Source organism: Amycolatopsis rifamycinica (genome assembly GCF_000695625.1).
Classification (GTDB): domain Bacteria; phylum Actinomycetota; class Actinomycetes; order Mycobacteriales; family Pseudonocardiaceae; genus Amycolatopsis; species Amycolatopsis rifamycinica.
The window spans coordinates 85710-106170 of the sequence record NZ_JMQI01000001.1 but is presented as its reverse complement, the minus strand read 5'-3'; the positions used below and the strand labels follow the sequence as shown (position 1 = coordinate 106170).

General features: G+C 72.1%; 20 protein-coding genes. 11 read left to right on the top strand and 9 right to left on the bottom strand.

Translation table 11 applies throughout. The features are described from left to right. Positions 1–282 precede the first annotated feature (282 nt). The 3 genes from DV20_RS00500 to DV20_RS00490 all read left to right on the top strand — a co-directional run bounded on the left by DV20_RS00500 (position 283) and on the right by DV20_RS00490 (position 4518). Positions 283–2559: a M4 family metallopeptidase gene (locus DV20_RS00500; RefSeq protein WP_043775132.1), complete on the top strand. Its 2277-nt coding sequence runs from the start codon at positions 283–285 to the stop codon at positions 2557–2559. Positions 2560–2743: 184 nt separating this feature from the next. Further along, the gene (locus DV20_RS00495) at positions 2744–3718 is read left to right on the top strand and encodes a daunorubicin resistance protein DrrA family ABC transporter ATP-binding protein (protein ID WP_043775129.1); all 975 of its coding nucleotides are present in this window, start codon (positions 2744–2746) and stop codon (positions 3716–3718) included. Next, the gene (locus DV20_RS00490) at positions 3715–4518 is read left to right on the top strand and encodes an ABC transporter permease (protein WP_043775127.1); all 804 of its coding nucleotides are present in this window, start codon (positions 3715–3717) and stop codon (positions 4516–4518) included. Before DV20_RS00495 ends, DV20_RS00490 begins: the two co-directional genes overlap by 4 nt. Positions 4519–4539: 21 nt before the next feature. Here the strand turns inward: DV20_RS00490 and DV20_RS00485 are convergent, their stop codons facing one another. Both DV20_RS00485 and DV20_RS00480 read right to left on the bottom strand, forming a co-directional pair. Further along, positions 4540–4965 (bottom strand): nitroreductase/quinone reductase family protein, encoded by a 426-nt coding sequence (locus DV20_RS00485; protein WP_043775124.1) that lies wholly within the window; start codon positions 4963–4965, stop codon positions 4540–4542. Then, the gene (locus DV20_RS00480) at positions 4962–5513 is read right to left on the bottom strand and encodes a DUF6069 family protein (RefSeq protein ID WP_043775123.1); all 552 of its coding nucleotides are present in this window, start codon (positions 5511–5513) and stop codon (positions 4962–4964) included. Before DV20_RS00480 ends, DV20_RS00485 begins: the two co-directional genes overlap by 4 nt. Before the next feature lie 104 nt (positions 5514–5617). Between DV20_RS00480 and DV20_RS00475 the strand changes: the two genes are divergently transcribed. The 3 genes from DV20_RS00475 to DV20_RS00465 all read left to right on the top strand — a co-directional run bounded on the left by DV20_RS00475 (position 5618) and on the right by DV20_RS00465 (position 8867). Continuing rightward, a complete protein-coding gene (locus tag DV20_RS00475; RefSeq protein WP_043775122.1) occupies positions 5618–6583 on the top strand; it encodes an SDR family NAD(P)-dependent oxidoreductase in 966 nt (321 codons plus the stop codon). A gap of 37 nt (positions 6584–6620) precedes the next feature. Beyond that, positions 6621–8360: a serine/threonine-protein kinase gene (locus DV20_RS00470; RefSeq protein WP_235190667.1), complete on the top strand. Its 1740-nt coding sequence runs from the start codon at positions 6621–6623 to the stop codon at positions 8358–8360. Between the two features lie 201 nt (positions 8361–8561). Further along, a complete protein-coding gene (locus tag DV20_RS00465) occupies positions 8562–8867 on the top strand; it encodes a hypothetical protein (RefSeq protein WP_043775121.1) in 306 nt (101 codons plus the stop codon). An 11-nt stretch (positions 8868–8878) separates the two neighbouring features. On the opposite strand, the gene DV20_RS00460 is transcribed toward DV20_RS00465, so the two are convergent. Together DV20_RS00460 and DV20_RS00455 are read right to left on the bottom strand one after the other, a co-directional pair. Next, entirely contained in the window at positions 8879–9364 is a 486-nt protein-coding gene (locus DV20_RS00460; RefSeq protein WP_200876327.1) for a GNAT family N-acetyltransferase, read from the bottom strand. Then, positions 9361–10107 (bottom strand): SIR2 family NAD-dependent protein deacylase, encoded by a 747-nt coding sequence (locus DV20_RS00455; protein ID WP_043775120.1) that lies wholly within the window; start codon positions 10105–10107, stop codon positions 9361–9363. Before DV20_RS00455 ends, DV20_RS00460 begins: the two co-directional genes overlap by 4 nt. Before the next feature lie 230 nt (positions 10108–10337). Here DV20_RS00455 and DV20_RS00450 point away from each other — a divergent pair, with 230 nt between their 5' ends. From DV20_RS00450 to DV20_RS00435, 4 genes are read left to right on the top strand one after another with little or no spacing between them, the layout of a single operon-like run. Continuing rightward, positions 10338–11213 carry an alkaline phosphatase family protein gene (locus tag DV20_RS00450; protein ID WP_043775118.1) on the top strand — a complete coding sequence of 292 codons (876 nt, stop codon included), beginning with the start codon at positions 10338–10340 and terminating at the stop codon, positions 11211–11213. A gap of 4 nt (positions 11214–11217) precedes the next feature. After that, a complete protein-coding gene (locus tag DV20_RS00445; protein ID WP_407638302.1) occupies positions 11218–12462 on the top strand; it encodes an MFS transporter in 1245 nt (414 codons plus the stop codon). Further along, positions 12459–13433 (top strand): TolB-like translocation protein, encoded by a 975-nt coding sequence (locus DV20_RS00440; protein WP_043775117.1) that lies wholly within the window; start codon positions 12459–12461, stop codon positions 13431–13433. The genes DV20_RS00445 and DV20_RS00440 overlap by 4 nt, the downstream gene beginning before the upstream one ends. Before the next feature lie 16 nt (positions 13434–13449). After that, entirely contained in the window at positions 13450–14238 is a 789-nt protein-coding gene (locus DV20_RS00435; RefSeq protein ID WP_043775114.1) for an aminotransferase class IV family protein, read from the top strand. Positions 14239–14243: 5 nt separating this feature from the next. Here the strand turns inward: DV20_RS00435 and DV20_RS00430 are convergent, their stop codons facing one another. Continuing rightward, positions 14244–14645 carry a hypothetical protein gene (locus DV20_RS00430; RefSeq protein WP_043775112.1) on the bottom strand — a complete coding sequence of 134 codons (402 nt, stop codon included), beginning with the start codon at positions 14643–14645 and terminating at the stop codon, positions 14244–14246. A 276-nt stretch (positions 14646–14921) separates the two neighbouring features. Continuing rightward, a complete protein-coding gene (locus DV20_RS00425; protein ID WP_200876326.1) occupies positions 14922–16277 on the bottom strand; it encodes a 3-hydroxybutyrate oligomer hydrolase family protein in 1356 nt (451 codons plus the stop codon). Positions 16278–16452: 175 nt separating this feature from the next. On the opposite strand from DV20_RS00425, the gene DV20_RS00420 reads away from it, so the two are divergent. Next, positions 16453–17646 (top strand): extracellular catalytic domain type 1 short-chain-length polyhydroxyalkanoate depolymerase, encoded by a 1194-nt coding sequence (locus tag DV20_RS00420; protein WP_043775110.1) that lies wholly within the window; start codon positions 16453–16455, stop codon positions 17644–17646. Positions 17647–17684: 38 nt separating this feature from the next. Here the strand turns inward: DV20_RS00420 and DV20_RS00415 are convergent, their stop codons facing one another. From DV20_RS00415 to DV20_RS45380, 3 genes are all read right to left on the bottom strand, one after another. Further along, positions 17685–19874, bottom strand: a complete 2190-nt coding sequence (locus DV20_RS00415; protein ID WP_043775107.1) for a TOMM precursor leader peptide-binding protein — start codon at positions 19872–19874, stop codon at positions 17685–17687. Then, positions 19871–20035 carry a hypothetical protein gene (locus tag DV20_RS45385; RefSeq protein WP_160169689.1) on the bottom strand — a complete coding sequence of 55 codons (165 nt, stop codon included), beginning with the start codon at positions 20033–20035 and terminating at the stop codon, positions 19871–19873. Before DV20_RS45385 ends, DV20_RS00415 begins: the two co-directional genes overlap by 4 nt. Positions 20036–20150: 115 nt before the next feature. Continuing rightward, positions 20151–20324, bottom strand: coding sequence for a hypothetical protein (locus tag DV20_RS45380; RefSeq protein WP_160169688.1), 174 nt, complete (start codon positions 20322–20324; stop codon positions 20151–20153). Positions 20325–20461 lie beyond the last annotated feature (137 nt).

Here is a 20461-nt window from a genome sequence, read left to right as displayed (position 1 = left end):
GAAGGGGCCTTCGTCGTCTCGGGGGCAGTGAAGATCGGCCGAACGGCGGTGATCCGCCTCCAGTCCGCATTGGACAGACAACGACCGGTATCCCAATAGTGTCGAATGTCCTATTTGGGACGTATTGCGACATGCAGATAAGACCGTACGTTCGTCGCTTGTTCACGAGGCTTCGGCACCGGATGCTGATTTCCGCTAAGCCGCACGTTTATTCCCCGTCGTCCCCGTTCTCGGCCCGGCCTGTCACCGGGCCGGTTCGCCCTGCCCGGAGGAGATCCTTCGATGCATCTGAGACGTCCACTCGTCTTGGCCGCGAGCGGCGCGCTGGTCGCCGCGCTGTGCACGACCACCGCCGCTCAGGCCCAGCCCGCCACCCCGAACGCCGTCCCGGACGCCCAGACCCTGGCCGTGTCGGCGGCGGCCGGGCTCGTGGCGAGCAGGCCCGCCGCTCTGCACGCGAGCGCGGACGACGTTTTCCTGGCCCAGAAAGCGATTTCCTCGACCAACGGCCTGAAGTACATCCCCTACGAGCGCAGCTACAAGGGCCTGCCCGTGGTGGGCGGCGACTTCGTGGTCGCGACCGACTCGACGGGCCAGGTGCTCGGCACCTCCGTCGCCCAGGACCAGACGATCAACCTCGCGACCAACACCGCGAAGGTCTCGGCGGCCGCGGCGGAGGCGACCGCGCGGCAGCAGCTGTCCGCGGTGGACAGCGTCAGTCCCGCCCAGCAGGTCGTCTACGCGCTCGGCGCGCCGACGCTGGCGTGGAAGAGCACCGTGGCCGGCCGCGACGCCGAAGGGCCGAGCCGGCTCGACGTCATCGTCGACGCCGCCACCGGGAAGGTGCTCCACACGCAGGAACACGTCATGAACGGTGACGGCACCAGCGCCTACAACCGCCCGAACCCGGTGCACCTCGACACCACGCAGTCCGGCAGCACGTACTCGCTGAAGGATCCGTCCCACACCAACGAAGCCTGCCAGGACGCGGCCAGCAACACGACGTTCAGCGGTCCCGACGACGCGTGGGGCAACGGCAACGCCACCAGCCGGGAGACCGGCTGCGTCGACGCCCTGTTCGCCCTCCAGACCGAGAACAAGATGCTCTCGCAGTGGCTGGGCCGCAACAGCTTCGACGGCAACGGCGGCGGCTGGCCGATCCGCGTCGGCCTGAACGACCAGAACGCCTACTACGACGGCAGCCAGGTCCAGATCGGCAAGAACACCAACGGCCAGTGGATCAGCTCGATCGACGTCGTCGCGCACGAGCTCGGGCACGGCATCGACGACCACACGCCGGGCGGCATCTCCAACGCGGGCACGCAGGAGTTCGTCGCGGACGTCTTCGGCGCCTCCACCGAGTGGTTCGCGAACGAGCCGTCGGGCGGTGACGTCCCGGACTTCCTCGTCGGCGAGACGATCAACCTGGTCGGCTCCGGCCCGATCCGCAACATGTACAACCCGTCGGCGCTGGGCGACAAGAACTGCTACGACAGCTCGGTCCCCAACGGTGAGGTGCACGCGGCCGCCGGCCCCGGCAACCACTGGTTCTACCTGCTGGCCGAGGGCACCAACCCGACCAACGGGCAGCCGACCAGCACCACGTGCAACAGCTCCAGCATCACCGGCCTCGGCGTGCAGGCCGCGATGAAGATCTTCTACAACGCGATGCTGCTCAAGACCTCCAGCAGCTCGTACCTGAAGTACCGCACCTGGACGCTGACCGCGGCGAAGAACCTGTTCCCGGGCAGCTGCACCGAGTTCAACACCGTCAAGGCGGCGTGGGACGCGATCAGCGTGCCGGCCCAGTCGGCCGACCCGACCTGCTCGGCGACCGGCACGGTCACCGTGTCCAACCCGGGCAACCAGTCCACCGTGACCGGCGCTTCGGTGAACCTGCCGCTGTCGGCTTCCGGTGGCACCGCGCCCTACACCTGGTCGGCCACCGGCCTGCCGGCCGGCCTGTCGATCAGCTCGTCCACCGGCACGATCTCGGGCACCGCGACCACCGCGGGCACCTCGAACGTCACGGTGACGGCGACCGACAGCGCGGGCAAGTCGGGCACGGCGTCGTTCTCGTGGACGGTCGGCACCACCGGCGGCTGCTCCGGCCAGAAGATCGCCAACGGCGGCTTCGAGTCCGGCACCACCAGCTGGACCGGCACCACCGGCTCGATCGGCCAGTGGGGCTCGCAGGGTCAGGCCGCGCACGGCGGCACGTACTCGTCCTGGCTGGACGGCTACGGCAGCACGACCACGGAGTCGATCGCGCAGTCGGTGAGCATCCCGGCGGGCTGCCACGCCAGCCTGACGTTCTACCTGCACATCGACACCGCGGAGACGACCACCTCCACCGCCTACGACAAGCTGACCGTCACCAACGGCAGCGCGACGCTGGGCAGCTACTCCAACCTGAACAAGGCGTCCGGGTACGTGCTGAAGACCATTGACGTCTCGTCGGCGGCCGGCGGCACCCTCGCGCTGAAGTTCACCGGCACCGAAGACAGCTCCCTGCAGACCTCGTTCGTCATCGACGACGTGGCTGTCACCTTGAGCTGACACTGAAACACCGAAGCGGGGAGGCCGGGTGAACCGGCCTCCCCGCTTCCGTGTTTTCCGGAGCAAGCCGACGCCGGACTGACGGTCTCGCTCACGGCGGACTGACCCGGCTCAGGGAGAAACCCGGAGGACAAACCGGGCAGCGTGGCCTAGCTTGTCGGGGTCACCTGAAGGGGGAGCCGACATGCCACAGCGGGAACCGGACCCGGCCGTCCGGGTACGCGGGCTCGTGAAGACCTACGGGTCGACACGCGCGCTCGACGGCGTCGATCTCGACATCCCGGCCGGGCGCGTGCTCGGCCTGCTCGGCCCGAACGGCGCCGGGAAGACCACCACCGTGCGCATCCTGACCACGCTGCTACGCCCGGACTCGGGTGAAGCTTCGGTGGCGGGCTACGACGTGCTGACCGAGCCGGACGAGGTGCGGCAGCGGATCGGGTTGTCCGGCCAGTACGCCGCCGTCGACGAGAACCTGACCGGCTTCGAGAACCTCTACATGGTCGGCCGGCTCTACGGCCGGAAGAAGGCCGCAGCCCGCTCGCGCGCGCGGGAGCTGCTCACGCGGTTCCGGCTCGACGAGGCCGCCGACCGGCCGGCGAAGGGCTACTCCGGGGGCATGCGCCGCCGGCTCGACCTGGCCGGCGCGCTCGTCGCCGAGCCGACCGTGGTCGTGCTGGACGAGCCGACCACCGGCCTCGACCCGGGCGGGCGCCTCGACACGTGGGCGGTCATCAAGGAGCTCGTGGCCGACGGCACGACCGTGCTGCTGACCACCCAGTACCTCGAAGAAGCCGACCAGCTCGCCGACTCGATCGTGGTGATCGACCACGGCCGGGTGATCGCGCGCGGCACGGCGGACGAGCTCAAGGCCCAGATCGGCGGCGAGCGCCTGGAACTGGTCGTCGCCTCGGCGGACGACCTGCCGGCCACCCTGGCCGTGCTGCGCGAGGTCGGCACCGGCGAGCCGACCGGCGACGCCCACACGCGGCGCGCCGAGATCCTGGTCGACACCGGGCCGAAGGCGCTGATCGAGGCCCTGCGGCGGCTCGACGCCCACGGCATCGCGGTCCAGGACGTCGGCCTGCACCGGCCGACGCTGGACGACGTCTTCCTGTCCCTGACCGGCCACGGTGCTTCGGCTGAGGAGGCCGCGAAGTGAACTCGCTCGCGAAGGGCATTTCCGACGGCGGCATCGTCACGTGGCGCAACCTGACGAACGTCCGCCGCAACCCCGACTGGCTGATGGCGGCGACGCTGCAGCCGATCATGTTCGTCCTGCTGTTCGCCTACGTCTTCGGCAACGCGATCGGCGGCGAAGCGGGCGGCGCGGCGTACCGGGAGTTCCTCATCGCCGGGATCTTCGCCCAGACGGTGGCGTTCAACTCGGCGTTCACCGTCATCGGCTTCGCCAACGACCTGCAGAAGGGCATCATCGACCGGTTCCGCTCGCTGCCGATGTCCCGGATCGCGGTCGTCCTCGGCCGGACGACGTCGGACCTGGTCGTCAGCGTGGTCGCGCTGGTCGTGATGTCGCTGTGCGGGCTGCTCGTCGGCTGGCGGATCCGCGGCAGTTTCTGGGACGCGCTGCTGGGTTACCTGGTGATGCTGATGTTCGCGTGGGCCCTGTCGTGGGTGGGCGCCCTGATCGGCCTGGCAGCCCGCAGCGTCGAGGTCGCCCAGAGCGCGGGGCTGATCTGGATGTTCCCGCTGAGCTTCATCTCCTCGGCGTTCGTCCCGACGGACACGCTCCCGGCGTTCCTCAAGGCGATCGCGGACTGGAACCCGTTCACGGCGGTGATCAACGCGACGAGGGACCTGTTCGGCAACCGGTTCGGCGCCCCGCCGACGGGCTGGCCCGCGGAGAACGCGGCGCTGTACGCGATCCTGTGCTGCCTGGCGATCATCGCGGTCTTCGCCCCGCTGGCCACCGCGCGCTACCGCCGGGTGGCGAGCAAGTAGGACCGTCCGAAGAGGACCACTTCAGTCCTCTTCGGACAGCTCAACGATGGGGATCACCCGTCTGGCCTGCCGCGCCTTCGCCTGGTGGTCCGCCAGGAACGGGTACTCCTTCTCCAGCTCCGTCCACGTCCGCACGTAGTCGGCGCCGAGCAGCGGCAGTGCCTCGGCGTCGAACTCGCGGCCGTCCACCTCGACCCGCACCCGCGGGTCCGCCTCGAGGTTCAGGTACCAGTCCGGGTGCCGGGGCGCCCCCACGTTGGAGGCCACCACCAGCCACCGGGTCCCGTCGCGGTGGACCATCATCGGGACCGTGCGGGGCTCCCCGGAGATCCGGCCCGTCGTCGTCAGCAGCGCCAGGCGCTCGCGGTGCATGCCCTCGACCTCGCCACCCGCCCGGAACTGCTCGATCACCCGGCGGTTGGTCTCCCGGACGTCCACCGCCGTCACCGGTCGTAGTACCGGGTCGGCGGGTCCTGCTGGGTCCACTGCTGCCGGGTCGGCGGCGGCGTCGGCGGTGTCGCGCTCTGCTGGCTGCGGCGCCGGTGCAGCGTGCGGGCGCTGGCCGCCATGCTGTTCACCACCGCGGCGATGACGAGCCCGATGACGAGGTTGATGACGGCGGTGGCGATCTTCGCGCTCGGCGTGACCGTCAGGGTCAGCGGCAGCACCACGGCGATCAGGGTGACCAGCACCATGATCCAGCCGAAGAACTGCGACGGCGCCGGCGTCGCCACGCTCAGCAGGTGCATCAGCCCGGTGGCGAGCAGGGCCACCGCGGCGGCGACCAGCGCGTACGTCGTGGTGCTCGCGTTGCCCCAGACGCCTTCGCCTTTTGGGGCCAGTACTTCGACCTCGAAGATCCCGCGCGCGATCAGCAACCCGACGACCGCGAGCAGGGCCGCGACCACCGCCGTCGCCACGCCGCCCGCCCACAGGCGGCGCGCGTCGATCCCCGGGCGGACGTCCTGGGGCTGGTTCCCGTAGTAGTCGGACATCAGAGCCTTCCTGGGTCGGCTGCGCCTCTCACCGCCGATTGTCCCCTGTTTCGGCCTCGTCCGCGATTTGCGCTGGAGCGCACTCCAGCTCGTAGCGTCGGGGTATGACCACCGCACAGCACAAGATCGGTTCGGGCTTCGGCGCCACCACCACGGCCGCCGAAGCCGTCGCGGGCGCCGACCTCACCGGGAAGCTCGCCGTCGTCACCGGCGGGTACTCCGGTATCGGCCTCGAAACCACCCGTGCGCTGGCCGGCGCCGGTGCCCACGTCGTCGTCCCGGCCCGCCGCCGCGGCACCGCCGAAGAAGCGCTCGTCGGCCTCGAAAACGTCGAAGTCGACGAGCTGGACCTGGGCGATCTCGAGAGCGTCCGCGCGTTCGCCGTCCGGTTCCTGGCCACCGGGCGGCAGATCGACCTCTTCATCGCCAACGCCGGCATCATGGCCTGCCCGGAGACCCGCGTCGGGCCGGGCTGGGAAGCCCAGTTCGCCACCAACCACCTCGGCCACTTCGCGCTGGTCAACCGGCTGTGGCCGGCGATCGCCGAGGGCGCCCGCGTGGTTTCGCTGTCCTCGCGCGGCCACCACTACTCGCCCATCCGCTGGGACGACGTCCACTTCGAGCACGGCTACGAGAAGTGGCAGGCCTACGGCCAGGCCAAGACGGCGAACGTGCTCTTCGCCGTCCGGCTCGACGAGCTGGGCGCCGAAAAGGACGTACACGCCTTCGCGCTGCACCCCGGCGGCATCATGACGCCCCTGCAGCGGCACCTGCCGCGGGAGGAGATGATCGAACGCGGCTGGATCGACGAGGCCGGGAACTACCTGATGCGGTTCAAGACCCCGGAGCAGGGCGCCGCGACCACCGTCTGGGCCGCGACCTCGCCGCAGCTGACCGGGCTCGGCGGGTTGTACCTGGAGGACTGCGACGTCGCCGAGCTCGCGCCGGAGGACGCCGAGGGGCTCGCCGCCTCCGGTGTCCGCCGGTACGCCGTCGACCGCGAGCAGGCCGCGCGCCTGTGGACGCTGTCGGCGCAGCTGACCGGCGTGGACGCGTTCGCGCGGCCCTGACCGTTACGCCGGCGGGCCCCCGGACGATACTTCCTTCGTGATCTTCCGACGTTTGCCGGGCGCCGGTGCGGGGTATCTGCCGCCCGTGGCCGACGAAGCCGGGAGAACGGGGCGCCCGCCGACGGGTGACGAGGCGGAGGTCACGCATGGCCGTTACGCGCTCGGCGAGTTCACCATCACCCCGCGCCAGGCCCTCGACGACGAGCGGCCGCCGGGGCTGCTGGGCGGGCGTTACGAGGTCGGCAGGCTGATCGGCAGCGGCGGCACGGCCCGCGTCTACCGCGCCTACGACGTCCGGCTGAACCGCGAGGTCGCGGTCAAGATCTACGACCGTGACGCGGTCGCGCTCGACCAGCGGCGCCGGCTGCGCGAGATGACGATCCAGGGCAGCATCAGCCACCCGGGCGTGGTGGCGCTGCTGGACAGCGGCACCGAGCACGGCCGGACGTACCTGGTGATGCAGCTCGTCGAGGGCGAGAACCTCGCCGAGCGGCTGCTGGGCGGCCCCTTGCCCGCGGCGGAGGTGACGGCGCTGGCCGACGGGCTCGCCGAGGCACTGGCCCACGTCCACGCGCAGCGGATCGTGCACCGCGACCTGAAGCCGGCCAACGTGTTCGTGTCCGCGGACGGTCCCCTGATCGGCGACTTCGGCATCGCCCACGCCCTCGACACGACCCACATCACGGGAACGGGCCTGATCCCGGGCACGGCGGCGTACCTGGCGCCGGAGCAGGTGTCGGGCGAGCCGGCGGGTCCCCCGGCGGACGTGTACGCGCTCGGCTTGATCCTGCTGGAATGCCTGACCGGGCAGCGGGAGTACCCGGGCACCATGGTCGAGGCGGCCATGGCCCGCCTGACGAGACCACCCAGGATCCCGGAGCAAACCCCGCTGGCGCTGGCGTACACGTTGCGCCGGATGACCCAGCGAGAGCCCGCCGACCGCCCGACGGCGGCGAAGGTACTGGACATGCTGCACGCGCCGCCCCCGACGCGGCCGTGGACCCGGCGCGAGCGCACCCCGCGGTGGCGCCGCCGGCTGGACGCCGGTACCGCGCTGGGCGGGGTTGGTGAGGTTGGTGGGACTGCCGGACCGGCACCCGACGAGACGAGCGCGGCTTCCGACCCGGCGGGCCACGGTGATCCCGCCGACCACGGGATCTCGGCCCACCCCGGCCCGATCACCGCCGACAGCGCCGACAGCGCCGCGGCCCTCAGCCCCACCGGCCACCACACCCCCACGGACACCACCGCCGCCCCCAGCCCCACCAACCACCACGCCCCTACCGACACCACCGCCGCCCCCAGCCCCACCAACCACCACGCCCCCACCGACAGCGCCCCCAGCCCCACTGGCAGCGCCGGGCCGGCCGCCGACGCGCCGACCCACCTCCACCACCTCCCGGCCGACAACCCCAAGCGCCGCCGGCTGGTCGCCGCGGCCGGGTTGACCGCGGCCGCCGTCGCCGCCGTGAGTGCGATGCTGCTCGTCGAACAGGAAACCGGGACCGGCTCGCCCGCCCAGCCGGCCGCCAACTCCCCCGCCGCCGTCTCCCCGCCCGCGTCGTCCGCTCCGCCGCTCGCCGAGTCCGGTACCCCGGAACCGCGCTCCGGCGGCTCGGGTTCGCAGCCGGGTCCCAGCGAGCCGGTCGCGCTCGAGCCCGCCGTCGTCGCCCGGGACCACCCCACAGCCAATGGCCAGCCGCCGAAGGCGGGCAAGCCCGAGCGGGCCGAGAGCCCCGGCAAGGGCAAAGGCAAGGGCCTCGGTCACAACTCCTGAGCGGGACCTCCGGCGCACGGATCCGGGCCGAACGGCCCTGGTGCCGAAACCCCGCCGGAATGGCGATCAATTCGATTCCGGGAATTGGGACTCGAACCAATAACGACGGGTAACCGCACGCAGGTCCGGCCCGACTCAGTGCACAGTGCCGTCGCCGGGAATCCTGTCCCGGCCGGTTCGACGAACATTTCGGAGGTCTGGATGAGTGTCCACGCTGCCCTTGCGCGGCCGGTTTTCCGCACACCGAGCGGCCGGCACGCCAAGCCCCGTCCCGCGTGGCCGCGGGTCGCCGGCCGGGCAGTCTTCCTTGTCGTCGCCTTGTTCTGCGTCGCCGCCGTCGCCGCGTTCGGGTGGCCGCCCGTGCTGCTCGTGGTGCCCGCCGCCGCGTTGGCGCTGCTCGTGGCGAGCGTCGCGGAATTGCGCTCCGCGGCCCGGAAGATCGACACCATCTTCGCCGAAGAATTGTCCGGACCACAGGATTCCCCGGACGATCAGCTCAGCGCGTAGAACGGAACGGATCACCGCAGGTCGAGCCACATGATCCGGAGCCCGACCTCCCCCGCGACCGGATGGCGGAACGCGCCCGGCGCCGTTCCGAGCGTCACGAAGCCCAGGCTCTCGTACAACCGGATCGCGGCCGTGTTCACCGCCACGACCGCGTTGAACTGGATCGCCGCGAACCCGCTCCGCCGGGCCCACTCGATCAGGTCCGTCGTGAGCGCCCGCCCCACGCCCGCGCCGCGCGCCTCCTTCGCGACCATCAGGCTGCCGGAGGCGACGTGGCTGCCGGGACCCGGGCGGTTGGCGTACATGTTCGCCGTGCCCGTCACCCGGTCGCCGTCGAGGGCGACGACCACCCGGCCCGGCGGGGCGCACAGCCACATCCGGCGCGCGTCGTCTTCGGTCATCGCCGGGTCGTAGGGGAACGTCTGCTGTTCGGTGACGACGTCGTGGATGATCGGCCAGATCGCGGGCCAGTCGTCACCGCGGGCTTCACGGATCACCGGTCGCCCACGGCGGCGCAGAGTTCCGGGACGGCGGTTTCGATGTCGTCCCGCAGCACGAAAGCGGCGTCGGAGTCGTACGGCGTCGGATCGCGGTTGACGACGACCAGCGTCGCCCCGGCCTCGACGGCGACCGTGCACAGCGACGCCGCCGGCTCCACCTGCAGCGAACTGCCGATGGCCAGGAAGACCCCGCTCGCCGCCGCGATGTTCCGTGCGTGACCGAGGACGGCGCCGTCCAGCAACTGTCCGAAAAGGACGACGCCGGGCTGGAGGATGCCGCCGCAGTGCGGGCACGCCGGGTCGTCGTCGCCCGCCGCGAGGATCTCGGTGGTCGGGAAGCCGGCCGCGCACCCGGTGCACCGCGTGGTGTGCATGCTGCCGTGCAGTTCGAGGACCTTGCGCGGGGCGAGGCCGGCCCGCTGGTGCAGGCCGTCGACGTTCTGGGTGAGCACCCGGACGGCGACACCGGCGTTGTCGAGCTCCGCCAGCGCGCGATGGGCGGCGTTCGGTTCGGCGTGCCAGGCGGCGTGCCCGGCGTACGTGCGCCAGAGCTCGCGACGTACCTCGGCGTCGGCCATGAAGTTCTCGATCGTGAAGGCGTTGACGGCACTCGGCGTGCGCGTCCAGACTCCTTCGGGACCGCGGTAGTCGGGGATCCCGGACGCGGTGGAGATGCCCGCCCCGGTCAGCACGGCGACCCGCCGGGCGCCGCGGAGCCGGTCGATCAGCTTGCCGTCCATGGTGGCGAAGGTTAACGGCTCGTCCGCGGGGGCACGACCGGATTACCGCGCGGCGGGCAGACCCCCGGCGCACCAACGAAAGAAGGTTGACACCGGAAAACCGTTCACCCACTCTTTCGGTTGTCCGCCGGAGGTTTCCTGGTGTTCACGAGCCGGACCACAGCACCTCACGATCCGGTCCCCTGCCGTGGGCACCATGAGGCGCCCACCCCCTCAGTGCTGGAGGACCCATGATCCGCAAGCGGATCTTCGCCGCGTTCGCCGCGGCCGCCCTGGTCACCGCCGGCGTCGTCACCGCGGCCGTCGTCACCGGAACGGACGAGCCCGCCGCCGTCCGGCCCACCGCGGCGGCCGTGCCGGCGTTCGACCACATCGTCCTGGTCATGTTCGAGAACAAGAAGTACTCCTCGATCAACGGCAGTTCCAGCGCGCCCTACTTCAACTCCCTCGCCTCGCAGAGCGCGAAGTTCACGAACTCCTTCGCGATCACCCACCCGAGCCAGCCGAACTACGTCGCCCTCTTCTCCGGCGCGACGCAGGGCGTCACCGACGACAGCTGCCCGGCCAACCTCGGCGCGAAGGCCAACCTCGGCCGCCAGCTGATCGACGCGGGCAAGACCTTCAAGGGCTACTCCGAAGCCATGCCGTCGGACGGCTACACCGGCTGCTCCAGCGGCACCTACCGGCGCAAGCACAACAGCTGGGTCGACTTCTCGAACGTCCCCGCCGCGAGCAATGTCCGGTTCTCCGCGTTCCCGTCCGACTTCACCCAGCTGCCCACCGTTTCGTTCGTGACGCCCGACATGTGCTCTGACATGCACGACTGCAGCATCGGCACCGGCGACTCCTGGCTGAAGAACCACCTCGACGCCTACGCCCAGTGGGCCAAGACGCACAACAGCCTGCTGATCACCACCTTCGACGAGGACAGCGGCACGTCGGTCAACCAGATCTTCACCACCTTCACCGGCGCGAACGTCAAGGTCGGCAGCTACAGCGAATCGATCAACCACTACACCGTGCTGCGCACCATCGAGGCGGCCTACGGCCTGCCCGGCATCGGCAACGCCGCGAGCAAGTCGCCGATCCTCGACGTCTGGCAGTAACCGCGTGTACCTCGCCACCATGGGCCGCCGGGAGCACGCCGCGAAGGGCAAGCTCTCGGCGGTCGGCGCGAACGTCTTCGCGCTGGGCGCCGTCAGCCTGGTCACCGACGTCTCCGCCGAGATGGTCACCGCGATCCTGCCCGTGTACCTGGTCCTCGGGCTGCACCTGAGCCCGGCCGCGTACGGGCTGGTCGACGGCCTCTACACGGGCGCGACGGCGTTGCTGCGGGTCGTCGGCGGTTACGTCGCCGACCGGGTCCGGCGCCGCAAGGTCGTGGCCGGGGCCGGCTACGCGTTGTCCGCGGTGGCCAAGCTCGGCCTGCTCGCCGCGGGCGCGTCGGCGACCGCGATCGGCGCGGTGATCACGCTCGACCGCACCGGCAAGGGCCTCCGGACGGCGCCGCGGGACGCGCTGATCACGCTGTCGGCGCCCGAACCGCTGCTCGGGCGGGCCTTCGGCGTCCACCGCGCGATGGACAGCATGGGCGCGTTCGCCGGGCCGCTGGTCGCGCTCGCCGTGCTGGCCGCCGTCGGCGCGGCCGATCCCGCCGCCTTCGACGCCGTGTTCGTCGTCAGCTTCTGCATCGCCGCGATCGGCGTGCTGCTGCTGGTGCTGTTCGTCCGCGACCACCGGACGCCGAAAGCGGCCGCGACGCCGGTCTCGCCACGGGCGGCGGCCGCGTTGCTCCGCGGCGGCGGTGTGCGGCGGCTGCTGGTCGCCGCGTGCGTGCTCGGGCTCGCCACGGTCGGCGACGGGTTCGTCTACCTGCTGCTGCAGCACAAGGAGGACATCGCCACGGGCTGGTTCCCGCTGCTCGCGGTCGGCACGAACCTGAGCTACCTGCTGCTCGCGGCGCCGCTGGGCGCGCTGGCCGACCGGGTCGGGCGGCTGCCGGTGGTGCTCGGCGGGTACGGCGCGCTGGCCCTGGTCTACCTGCTGCTGGCCGGGCCGGTGTCCGGCTGGCCGCTGTTCGCCCTGAGCCTGGCGTTGTACGGCGCGTTCTACGCGGCGACCGACGGCGTGCTCATGGCGCTCGCCGGTCCGCTGCTGCCGGAGTCGCTGCGCACCACCGGGATTTCGCTCGTCCAGACCGCGCAGGCGCTCGCCTACTTCGCTTCGTCCGTCCTGTTCGGACTCGCCTGGCAGTTCTGGGGCCCGGACCTCGCGATCGGCGTCGCCGCAGGCGGGGCCGTGGCCGCGATCGCCGTGACGTTCGCGGTCCTCTCCCCGCGGAAGGTGACGGCGTGAGAACCCGGATCCTCATCGCGGTCGCCGGCGTGCTCGTGCTCGCCGGGGCCGCGGTCGCCTACGTCGGGTTCGCGAGCGCACGCGGCCACGACGTCACCGCGACCGGCGCGGTCAGTCTCGCCCCCGGCCCGCGGCTGCTGTTCCGCAGCACCGCCGACGCCGACCGCGGGCACGTCGCCACGGTGCCCGCCGGCGACCCCGGCGGCCCGCGGACGGTGTCGCCGCTGTCGTGCGCGCGCGTGTACGCCGCCGGCGGCACCGGGCTCTGCCTGCGCCAGGACGGCGACCTGACCACCTACCAGCTGGCCGTGCTCGACCGGAACCTGGCGGTGCGGCGGGAGATCCCGCTGGTCGGGCTGCCGAACCGGGCGCGGGTGTCGGCGAGCGGCCGGATGCTCGCGTGGACGGTGTTCGTCACCGGCGATTCGTACAACGGCGGCCTGTTCTCCACCCGGGCCGGCATCCTCGACACGGCGACCGGCGACCTCGCGGGCACGCTGGAGGACTACGCGGTGACGCTCGACGGCCGGCCGTACGGGGCCGCCGACCTCAACTTCTGGGGCGTCACGTTCACCGGCGACGACCGCCACTTCTACGCGACGATGTCGACGGCCGGCCGCCGCTACCTGGTCGCGGGCGACTTCGCCGCGCACACGATCCGCACGCTGCGCGAGAACGTCGAATGCCCGTCGCTGTCCCCGGACGGGACGCGGGTGGCGTTCAAGTCCGCCGTGGACGGGGACCCGGCCAAGGGCTGGCGGCTGTCGGTGCTGGACCTGGCGGGGTCGAAGGTGACGCCGCTGGCCGAGACCCGCAGCGTCGACGACCAGCCCGCCTGGCTCGACGGCCACACGATCGGTTACGGCCTGCCCCGCGGCCCGGGCCACGCGGACGTCTGGTCGGTCCCGGCCGACGGCTCGGGCGCGTCCCGCCTGCTGATCCCGGACGCCGAGTCCCCGGTCGCGCTGTGATCACTACGGTGCCCGTATGTCCTTCTACGTGGCACACCGGAACGGGCGGCCGGCGACGGCCGAGGAACTGACCCCGCTCGCGTTCGCGGGCTACGCCCACTTCACCGCCATGCAGGTGCGCGGCGGCCGGGTGCGCGGCCTCGACCTGCACCTGGACCGGCTGCGGTCGGCCTCGGTGGAGCTGTTCGGCCGGGCGCTGCCCGACGACCGGGTGCAGTCCTTCCTGCGCACGGCGCTGGCCGCCGGCCCCGAGGACGTCTCCCTGACCGCGACCGTGTCCTCGCCCGCCGGGCAGCCCGGAGCCGAGCCGGACGTGCTGGTCCGCACCGGGCCACCGGCCACCGGGCCGGCCGGCCCGCTGACGCTGGCGATCAGCGAGCACGAACGGTTCCTCCCGGCCGTGAAGCACGTCGGCGAACCGGCCAAGACGTACCTGTTCCGCCAGGCGCTCGCCGGGGGCGCCGACGACGCGGCGTTCGTCGACCGGCGGGGCCGGTTCAGCGAAGCCACCATCTGGAACCTCGCGTTCTGGGACGGCACGGCCGTGGTGTGGCCCGAGGCCCCGATGCTGCGCGGGACGACGATGGGCATCGTGGCCCGGCAGCTCGACCGCCTCGGGGTGGCCCAGCACGTCCGGGAGATCACCGAAGCCGACCTGCCGGCCCTGGCCGGGGGCGCGGTCATGAACTCCTGGACGCCGGGGGTGGCGGTGCGGCGGATCGGTTCCGTGGAGCTGCCCGAGGCGCCGTCCTTCCTGGCCCTGCTGCACCGGGCGTACGGGGAGGAGCCGCTGACCGCGCCGTGAGGTGCCTAGTCCAGCTTGCGCAGGCCGTCCAGGATGCGGCGCATCAGGTCCGTGTCGGGCGGCGCGAAGGCGAACCGCGGCGCCGGGGCGCCCGCGGTCGCCGGGTGTGGCGCGGGCAGGACACCGGCCACGCGTGAGGGCAGCCTCACCAGTGCGGGTTCGCGGCGGGTCTGCGCGGGGATCGGCAACGTCGGCAGGGCCACCGTGCCCGCTTCGGCCAGCCGCCGCGTGACCAGCTCCCGACGCAGCCGGGACTGGATGCCGGCCACGGTGAAGTCCGGTTCCGGCTCCGGGGTGGCCGGGGGACGGCGGTGCCGCCGTTCCAGGGTGATCGCCCAGGCCGCCGCGGCGAAGGCCGGCAGCAGCGCCCCGGCGACGATCGCGAGACCCGGCAGGTCGACGGCCATCAGGCGGCCCCGGGCACAGGTAGGAGCATGACGTTCACTTCCGGACGGACGGTTCTTCCGCAGCATGGCCGACACCTGGATATTCGACGTCAACGAATTTTCGCGGCCCCCGGCGCCCATCATCAATGACGGTCGACACTCCCGCATGCCTCACTCAGTGATACGGACGCGGGCTCGATCCGGTTCACCGCATATCCGTGCGATTCGTGTACGCCATGTCGGCAAACAGCGGAAATGCGGGGCGCCGACGTCGCCGGGAACCGGCCGACCACCTCGTCAAGGGCGACTGACCAGGTCGCACGCCGTCGCCAGTTCCGCCGGGGTCGCCCCGGCGGGGCGGGCGATCGTCGCCGAGGCCGGGGGACGCGTGCCGCGCAGCCAGCCGGCGAGGGCGTCGAACGCCGTCCGGAAGCACGGCCCCAGCGGGCGCAGCCGGTCCGGGTAGGCGTCGACGAGCCCGTCGACGTGGTTGCCGCCCTCGATCCGGTAGTACCGGTGCAGCGCCTCCCGCTTCGAGTCGCGGATCATCCGGTCGTAGACGTCGGAGTCGCGGGTGATCGGCAGCAGCGTGTCGAGCGTGCCGTGCAGCGTCAGCAGCGGCTTGCCGATCCGGCCGGTCAGCGAGATCCGCTCGACCGCCCGCGCCACGGACGGCGGCCGGGAGGTATACGCGTAGTCGGCGTCACAGGCCGGCGTCCCACTGGCGCAGAACGGGGTGCCACCCGCGAGCGAGCCGTCGAACGACGGGTCGAGCTCCTCGCGGTAGATCCGCTGGGTCAGGTCCCAGTAGACGCGGTAGTGGTAGTCCCACAGGAATTCCGACCCCGGCGCGAATCCGGCGTCCAATATGGACTGGTGCGCCGCCGCGGATCCCGCCGCGTACGCCGGGTAGGCGCGCAGGGCCGGCGGCAGGAACGTGAGCAGGTTCGGGCCGTCGGCCCGCCACAGCGTTCCCTCCCAGTCGACGCCGCCGTCGTAGAGCCACGGCCGGTTCTCCAGCTGCCACCGCACGAGGTACCCGCCGTTGGACAGCCCGGCCGCCAGGGTCTTCGCGACCGGACGGCCGTAGTGCCGGGCCGCGGCGGCCCGGGCGGCGAGCGTCAGCTGCGTGACGCGGGAGTTCCACTCGGCCAGCGCGTCCCCCGGCCGGACGCCGTCGGTGAAGAACGCCGCGCCCGTGTTGCCCTTGTCGGTCGCCGCGAAGGCGTAGCCCTCGGCCAGCGCCTGGTCGCCGATCGCGCGGTCGTTCGCGTACTGGCGCCGGACACCGGGCGAACCGGAAACGACCAGGCCGCCGTTCCACCGGTCCGGCAGGCGCAGCACGAACTGCGCGTCGTGGTTCCAGCCGTGGTTGGTGTTCGCCGTCGAGGAGTCCGGGAAGTAGCCGTCGACCTGGACGCCGGGCACCGCGCCGAAGCCGGGCAGCCCCGCCGAGGTCAGGCCCGCCCAGTCGGCCTCGACGGTGTGACCGGACGCGAGCGTCCCGGTCGTCGTCAGGTCGTCCAGACACACGGCGACCTGCTGTTGCGCGCCGGGCACGTCCACCGCGCAGCGCCCGGCCGAAGCCGACGCCGTCGCGGGCAGCGCCGCCGCGAGCGTGCCCGCCAGAACCCAAGCCAGCCAACCCCGCACGGTTCACCTCCGCCTCGTCCGATACCCCGGAACCCAACCTCGTGCGGCCCGCGAGAGCCATCCCGCCGGTCACCATGAACGGGCGAGCCGATGTGGTGGACGGCCACATGGTCTCCGACCGCGGCGGCGTCTTAGCGTCGCTGAAAGCCCTCTCAACGACGAGAAGGAACCCACCATGCGCAAGCTCGCCTTCGCGGGACTCGCCGCGATCACCGCCGCCGTGCTCACCACGGTCGGCGTGGCCGCCGCCGATCCGCCGCCGTCGTCCCTCGTCCAGGTCCCGTCCTTCGGCGCCAACCCCGGCGCGCTGGCGATGTACACCTACACCCCGGCCGGGCTCGAGACCGGCCGTCCGGTGGTCGTCGCACTGCACGGCTGCACCCAGAGCGCGGCGGACTACTACGCCCACTCCGGCTGGCCCGAGCTGGCCGACCGCTGGCGGTTCGAGGTCGTGTTCCCGCAGCAGTCGACCGCGAACAACTCGCTGAAGTGCTTCAACTGGTTCTCCACCGCCGACGACACCCGCGGCAACGGCGAAGCCGCGTCGATCAGGTCCATGGTGGACAAGGCGATCGCCGACCACGGCTCGGACCGCGCGCGGGTCTTCGTGACGGGGTTGTCGGCCGGCGGCGGCATGACCGCCGACCTGCTGGCGGCGTACCCGGACGTCTTCGCCGCGGGCGGGATCAACGCCGGCCTGCCCGCCCAGTGCGCGACGAGCGTCACCGAGGCGACGAACTGCCAGCAGAACGACCAGCGGCTGACACCGGCCCAGTGGGCGTCGAAGGTCAAGGCGCAGTACCCGGGTTACGGCGGGCCGTGGCCGCGCGTGGCGATCTGGCAGGGCACCGCCGACTACACCGTCTACCCGGTCAACGGCACCGAGCTGCGCGACCAGTGGACCGCGGTCCACGGCGTTTCCCAGACCCCGACGAGCACCCAGTCCCTGCCCGGCGGCACGACGTTGACGAACTACGGCGGCAAGGTGCAGCTGTATTCGATCGCGGGCATGGGCCACGGCACGGCGGTCGACCCCGGCACCGGCACGACGCAGTGCGGCAGCACCGGCGCGTACTTCCTCGCCGGGATCTGCTCGAGTTATTACACCGGCGTGTTCTTCGGGTTGGACAACGGATCGAGCCCGACGTCGGTGCCCCCGACCACCACCACGACCACCGCCGCGCCGGCGGGCACCTGCGTGAGCGCGAGCAACTACGCCCACACCCAGGCGGGCCGCGCCCACCAGAGCGCCGGGCAGACGTACGCGAACGGTTCGAACCAGGCCATGGGGCTGTGGAACACCTTCACCGTGCACGCCCTGCGGGAGACGTCCCCTGGCTACTGGGTCCTCGCCGACGGGCAGTGCTGATCCGGAGCTCCGCCCCGGGCGCCGCAAAGTGATGAGTGCTAGAGGAAGATCCGCATCGGGTTGAGGTCTTCGTAGGCGGTCGGCTCGGCCAGGCGGCCGAGCCGCACCGGCACGTCGTAGAGCCGGCCGGGCGCGAACCGCCCCCAGAACCCGCGCAGGCCCGGGACGATCACCTTGACCACGGGCAGGCCGATGTCGGGCCGCGTCTGGTCGAGCACGAACACCTCGAGCCCCGCGGCTTCGAGCTTGGCCTGCACCAGCCGCACGTCCACCAGCAGGTCCGGCGAGGAGGCGTCCTCGAACCGGGCCGGGCGGAGGGCCGGGTCCGGCCGCAGGTACGGCTGGCCGTCGACGGTCGCGTCCCGCAGCCACCGCACCGCGTCCGGGTCGTCGCCGCCGTCCCACCCGTCGAGGAGCGCGGGCATCATCTGGTTCAGCTCGGTCAGCGCGCGCCGCACGGCGACGGCCGGGTCGAGGTGCGCGCCGAACCCCAGCATGATCGCCTCGCGCGGGCCGCCGGTGTGGCGGGAGACCGCGGCCAGCACGGGCACGCCGAGGTCGGCGGTCAGGTCGAGGACCCAGACCTCGCGGCCGAGGCCCGCGTAGGCCGCGCGCAGCTCGGCGATCCAGGGGTCGCCGAACGCGTCCAGGTCGACCGCCGGCTGCCGGGTCCGGTTGTACCACCACAACGCGACGGCGTCGCGTTCCACGACCTCGAGCATGCCCTGGAGCGTGGCGTCTTCCAGGGTGCCGCCCGCGGCGTTGCCGTTCGAGTCGGCGAACACGGACGACGGTCCGGGTGCGCCGAAGTACAGCATGGCGGTCGGGAACAGCCGGTGTTCGCCGCGGGTGAGCGACCACACGGGGGTCCAGTCCAGCTCGGCGTCTTCGTCGAACGGCTCGGCGACGTGCTGGAACGGCCCGTGCTCCGCGTTGGTGCGCGCCCGGTCGGCGAACTGGCGTTCGTGGAAGAGCTGGCACGTGCCGGGGTGTACCGCCTTGTCGCCCAGCGAACGGAAACTGGCCCGCACCCGTTCTTCGTCGCCGTCGTGGTGGCCGCTGTGCCGTTCGAGGGCTTCGCACAGCGCTCCGGCCTCGGCCTGGATCGGGGTGACGCCCTTGCCGCCGTTCTGGCTGCGCAACGCCGTGGTCAGCCGTTCGGCGCCACGCCGGCCCAGCGCGATGTTCGGCCCGGAGCGGTACGAGGCGAACAGAGCCGGGCCGCGTGTGTCGCGGCGCAGTTCCTTGACCACCCCGGTCAGCGGGCTGACCAGGTGCCGGTAGGTGTCGAGCACCTGCTCCGGCGGCAGCACCCGGTGCCCGCCGCCGTCGGTGCGGGACTTCGGCCGGGACTCGAACACCACCGGACGGCGCGTCCGTTCGCGCACCAGGTCCGGGTTCCCGCACGACGGGCACTGCGGCCGGGCGCGCACCTCGTGCCGTTCGCCGGTCAGGTCGCGGCTGTCGAACGTCCACAGGGCACGCTGGCCCGGGTGGCGCTGCCCGGCCAGCCACTTGACCGCCTCGAGCGCGACCAGGTTGAGCGCGACGGCGGTCAGCGGGGTGAGGGTGACTTCCGGGCGGGGCAGCGGGCCGGACCGGCCGAGCGCGTCGCGGACGTGGGCTTCGGCGGGCCGGTTCCCCCAGAGACGAGCGGCCAGGCAGTGCCGGCAGGGGCCGTCGCCGGGGGTGAAGAACGGACCGATCCACAGGCGCGCACCGACGGTTTTGGCGAGCAGCCACGGACGGCCGGACGCGCGATGCTGGGCGTCCACTTCGGACAGTGTTTCGTCGAGGTAGTCGTGGCACAGCACCACGGAAAGCTCGGCTTCGTCTTCGGACACGGTGAGCCCGGCCGAGCGCAGGGCGTCGGCCATCGCGGGATCCCCGCCGATCAGCGCGACCCGGCCGCGCGGTGGTTCTCCGCCCACGGCGTCCCAATAGGCCAGCTCGGGCGTGGAAGCCGCCGGGCGCAGGCCGATCAGCCCGGCTTCGGCGAGCCGGGTCAGCACCCCGGACGCCTCCGCGGCCGGGACGCCGGCCGGCAGGTCCCGGCGCAGCGCCGCGAAGTCCCTGGTGCCGTCCAGCAACGGAACCAGGGACTCCAGGTGCGGCCCGCGCAGCGCCGTCGCACCGTCCTCGGACAGCACGTAGACCGCGTCGCCGGGCACCACCTCGGCACGGAGGTGCCGCTTGAACCCGACGACGGGCGGGGTCGCTTCGGTCACCCGGCGGCCGCGGCCACCGGCTCGACGCAGTAGCAGGTGCCGCACGCCGGCACCGGCTCGGAACGCTCGGCCCGGCCGTCGAGCCGGTCGATCTTCACCTCGAGCGGCTCGGCAGGCCCGGCTTCGAACACGGCGGTCAGTGCACGCTGGAATTCAGTCACGGAAACCCCCTCGATTTCGGTGTCGTCACCTTCCACCGTGCCCCTTCGCCGAGCGATTCGATAGGGCTGGTCGGGCGGTTTCCCCGCGTTCATCCGGCGGCATTCCCGGGTTCGATCACCGACAGGGGCTGACCGATGGGCGAACCGGATCCGCCGCCCAGGTGTAGCAGATCGGCACCGGACCGGCCCCGGTATCCGACCGGCCGTCGAGCTGGTCGATCGCCAGCACGGGCACCGCGGCCGGGCCGACCCCGAACGCCGACGCGAGTGCGCTTTCGAATTCCTTCATGAAACCCCCGTCATGGGCGATATCCGTCGGCTTCCACGGTGCCTGGTCACGCCGCGGTCCGCTAGACCCGGGCGGGGGTACTTGCCGAGCCCGCGGGGGCGCCCCCCGATTTCCACGCTACCGGAGAGCACCGACAA

Bases quoted from the DNA above. Each gene is read 5' to 3' on its own strand.
- DV20_RS00500 (WP_043775132.1), top strand. From the start codon at position 283: ATGCATCTGAGACGTCCACTCGTCTTGGCCGCGAGCGGCGCGCTGGTC.
- DV20_RS00495 (WP_043775129.1), top strand. From the start codon at position 2,744: ATGCCACAGCGGGAACCGGACCCGGCCGTCCGGGTACGCGGGCTCGTG.
- DV20_RS00480 (WP_043775123.1), bottom strand. From the start codon at position 5,513: ATGTCCGACTACTACGGGAACCAGCCCCAGGACGTCCGCCCGGGGATC.
- DV20_RS00475 (WP_043775122.1), top strand. From the start codon at position 5,618: ATGACCACCGCACAGCACAAGATCGGTTCGGGCTTCGGCGCCACCACC.
- DV20_RS00465 (WP_043775121.1), top strand. From the start codon at position 8,562: ATGAGTGTCCACGCTGCCCTTGCGCGGCCGGTTTTCCGCACACCGAGC.
- DV20_RS00455 (WP_043775120.1), bottom strand. From the start codon at position 10,107: ATGGACGGCAAGCTGATCGACCGGCTCCGCGGCGCCCGGCGGGTCGCC.
- DV20_RS00450 (WP_043775118.1), top strand. From the start codon at position 10,338: ATGATCCGCAAGCGGATCTTCGCCGCGTTCGCCGCGGCCGCCCTGGTC.
- DV20_RS00435 (WP_043775114.1), top strand. From the start codon at position 13,450: ATGTCCTTCTACGTGGCACACCGGAACGGGCGGCCGGCGACGGCCGAG.
- DV20_RS00430 (WP_043775112.1), bottom strand. From the start codon at position 14,645: ATGGCCGTCGACCTGCCGGGTCTCGCGATCGTCGCCGGGGCGCTGCTG.
- DV20_RS00420 (WP_043775110.1), top strand. From the start codon at position 16,453: ATGCGCAAGCTCGCCTTCGCGGGACTCGCCGCGATCACCGCCGCCGTG.
- DV20_RS45380 (WP_160169688.1), bottom strand. From the start codon at position 20,324: ATGAAGGAATTCGAAAGCGCACTCGCGTCGGCGTTCGGGGTCGGCCCG.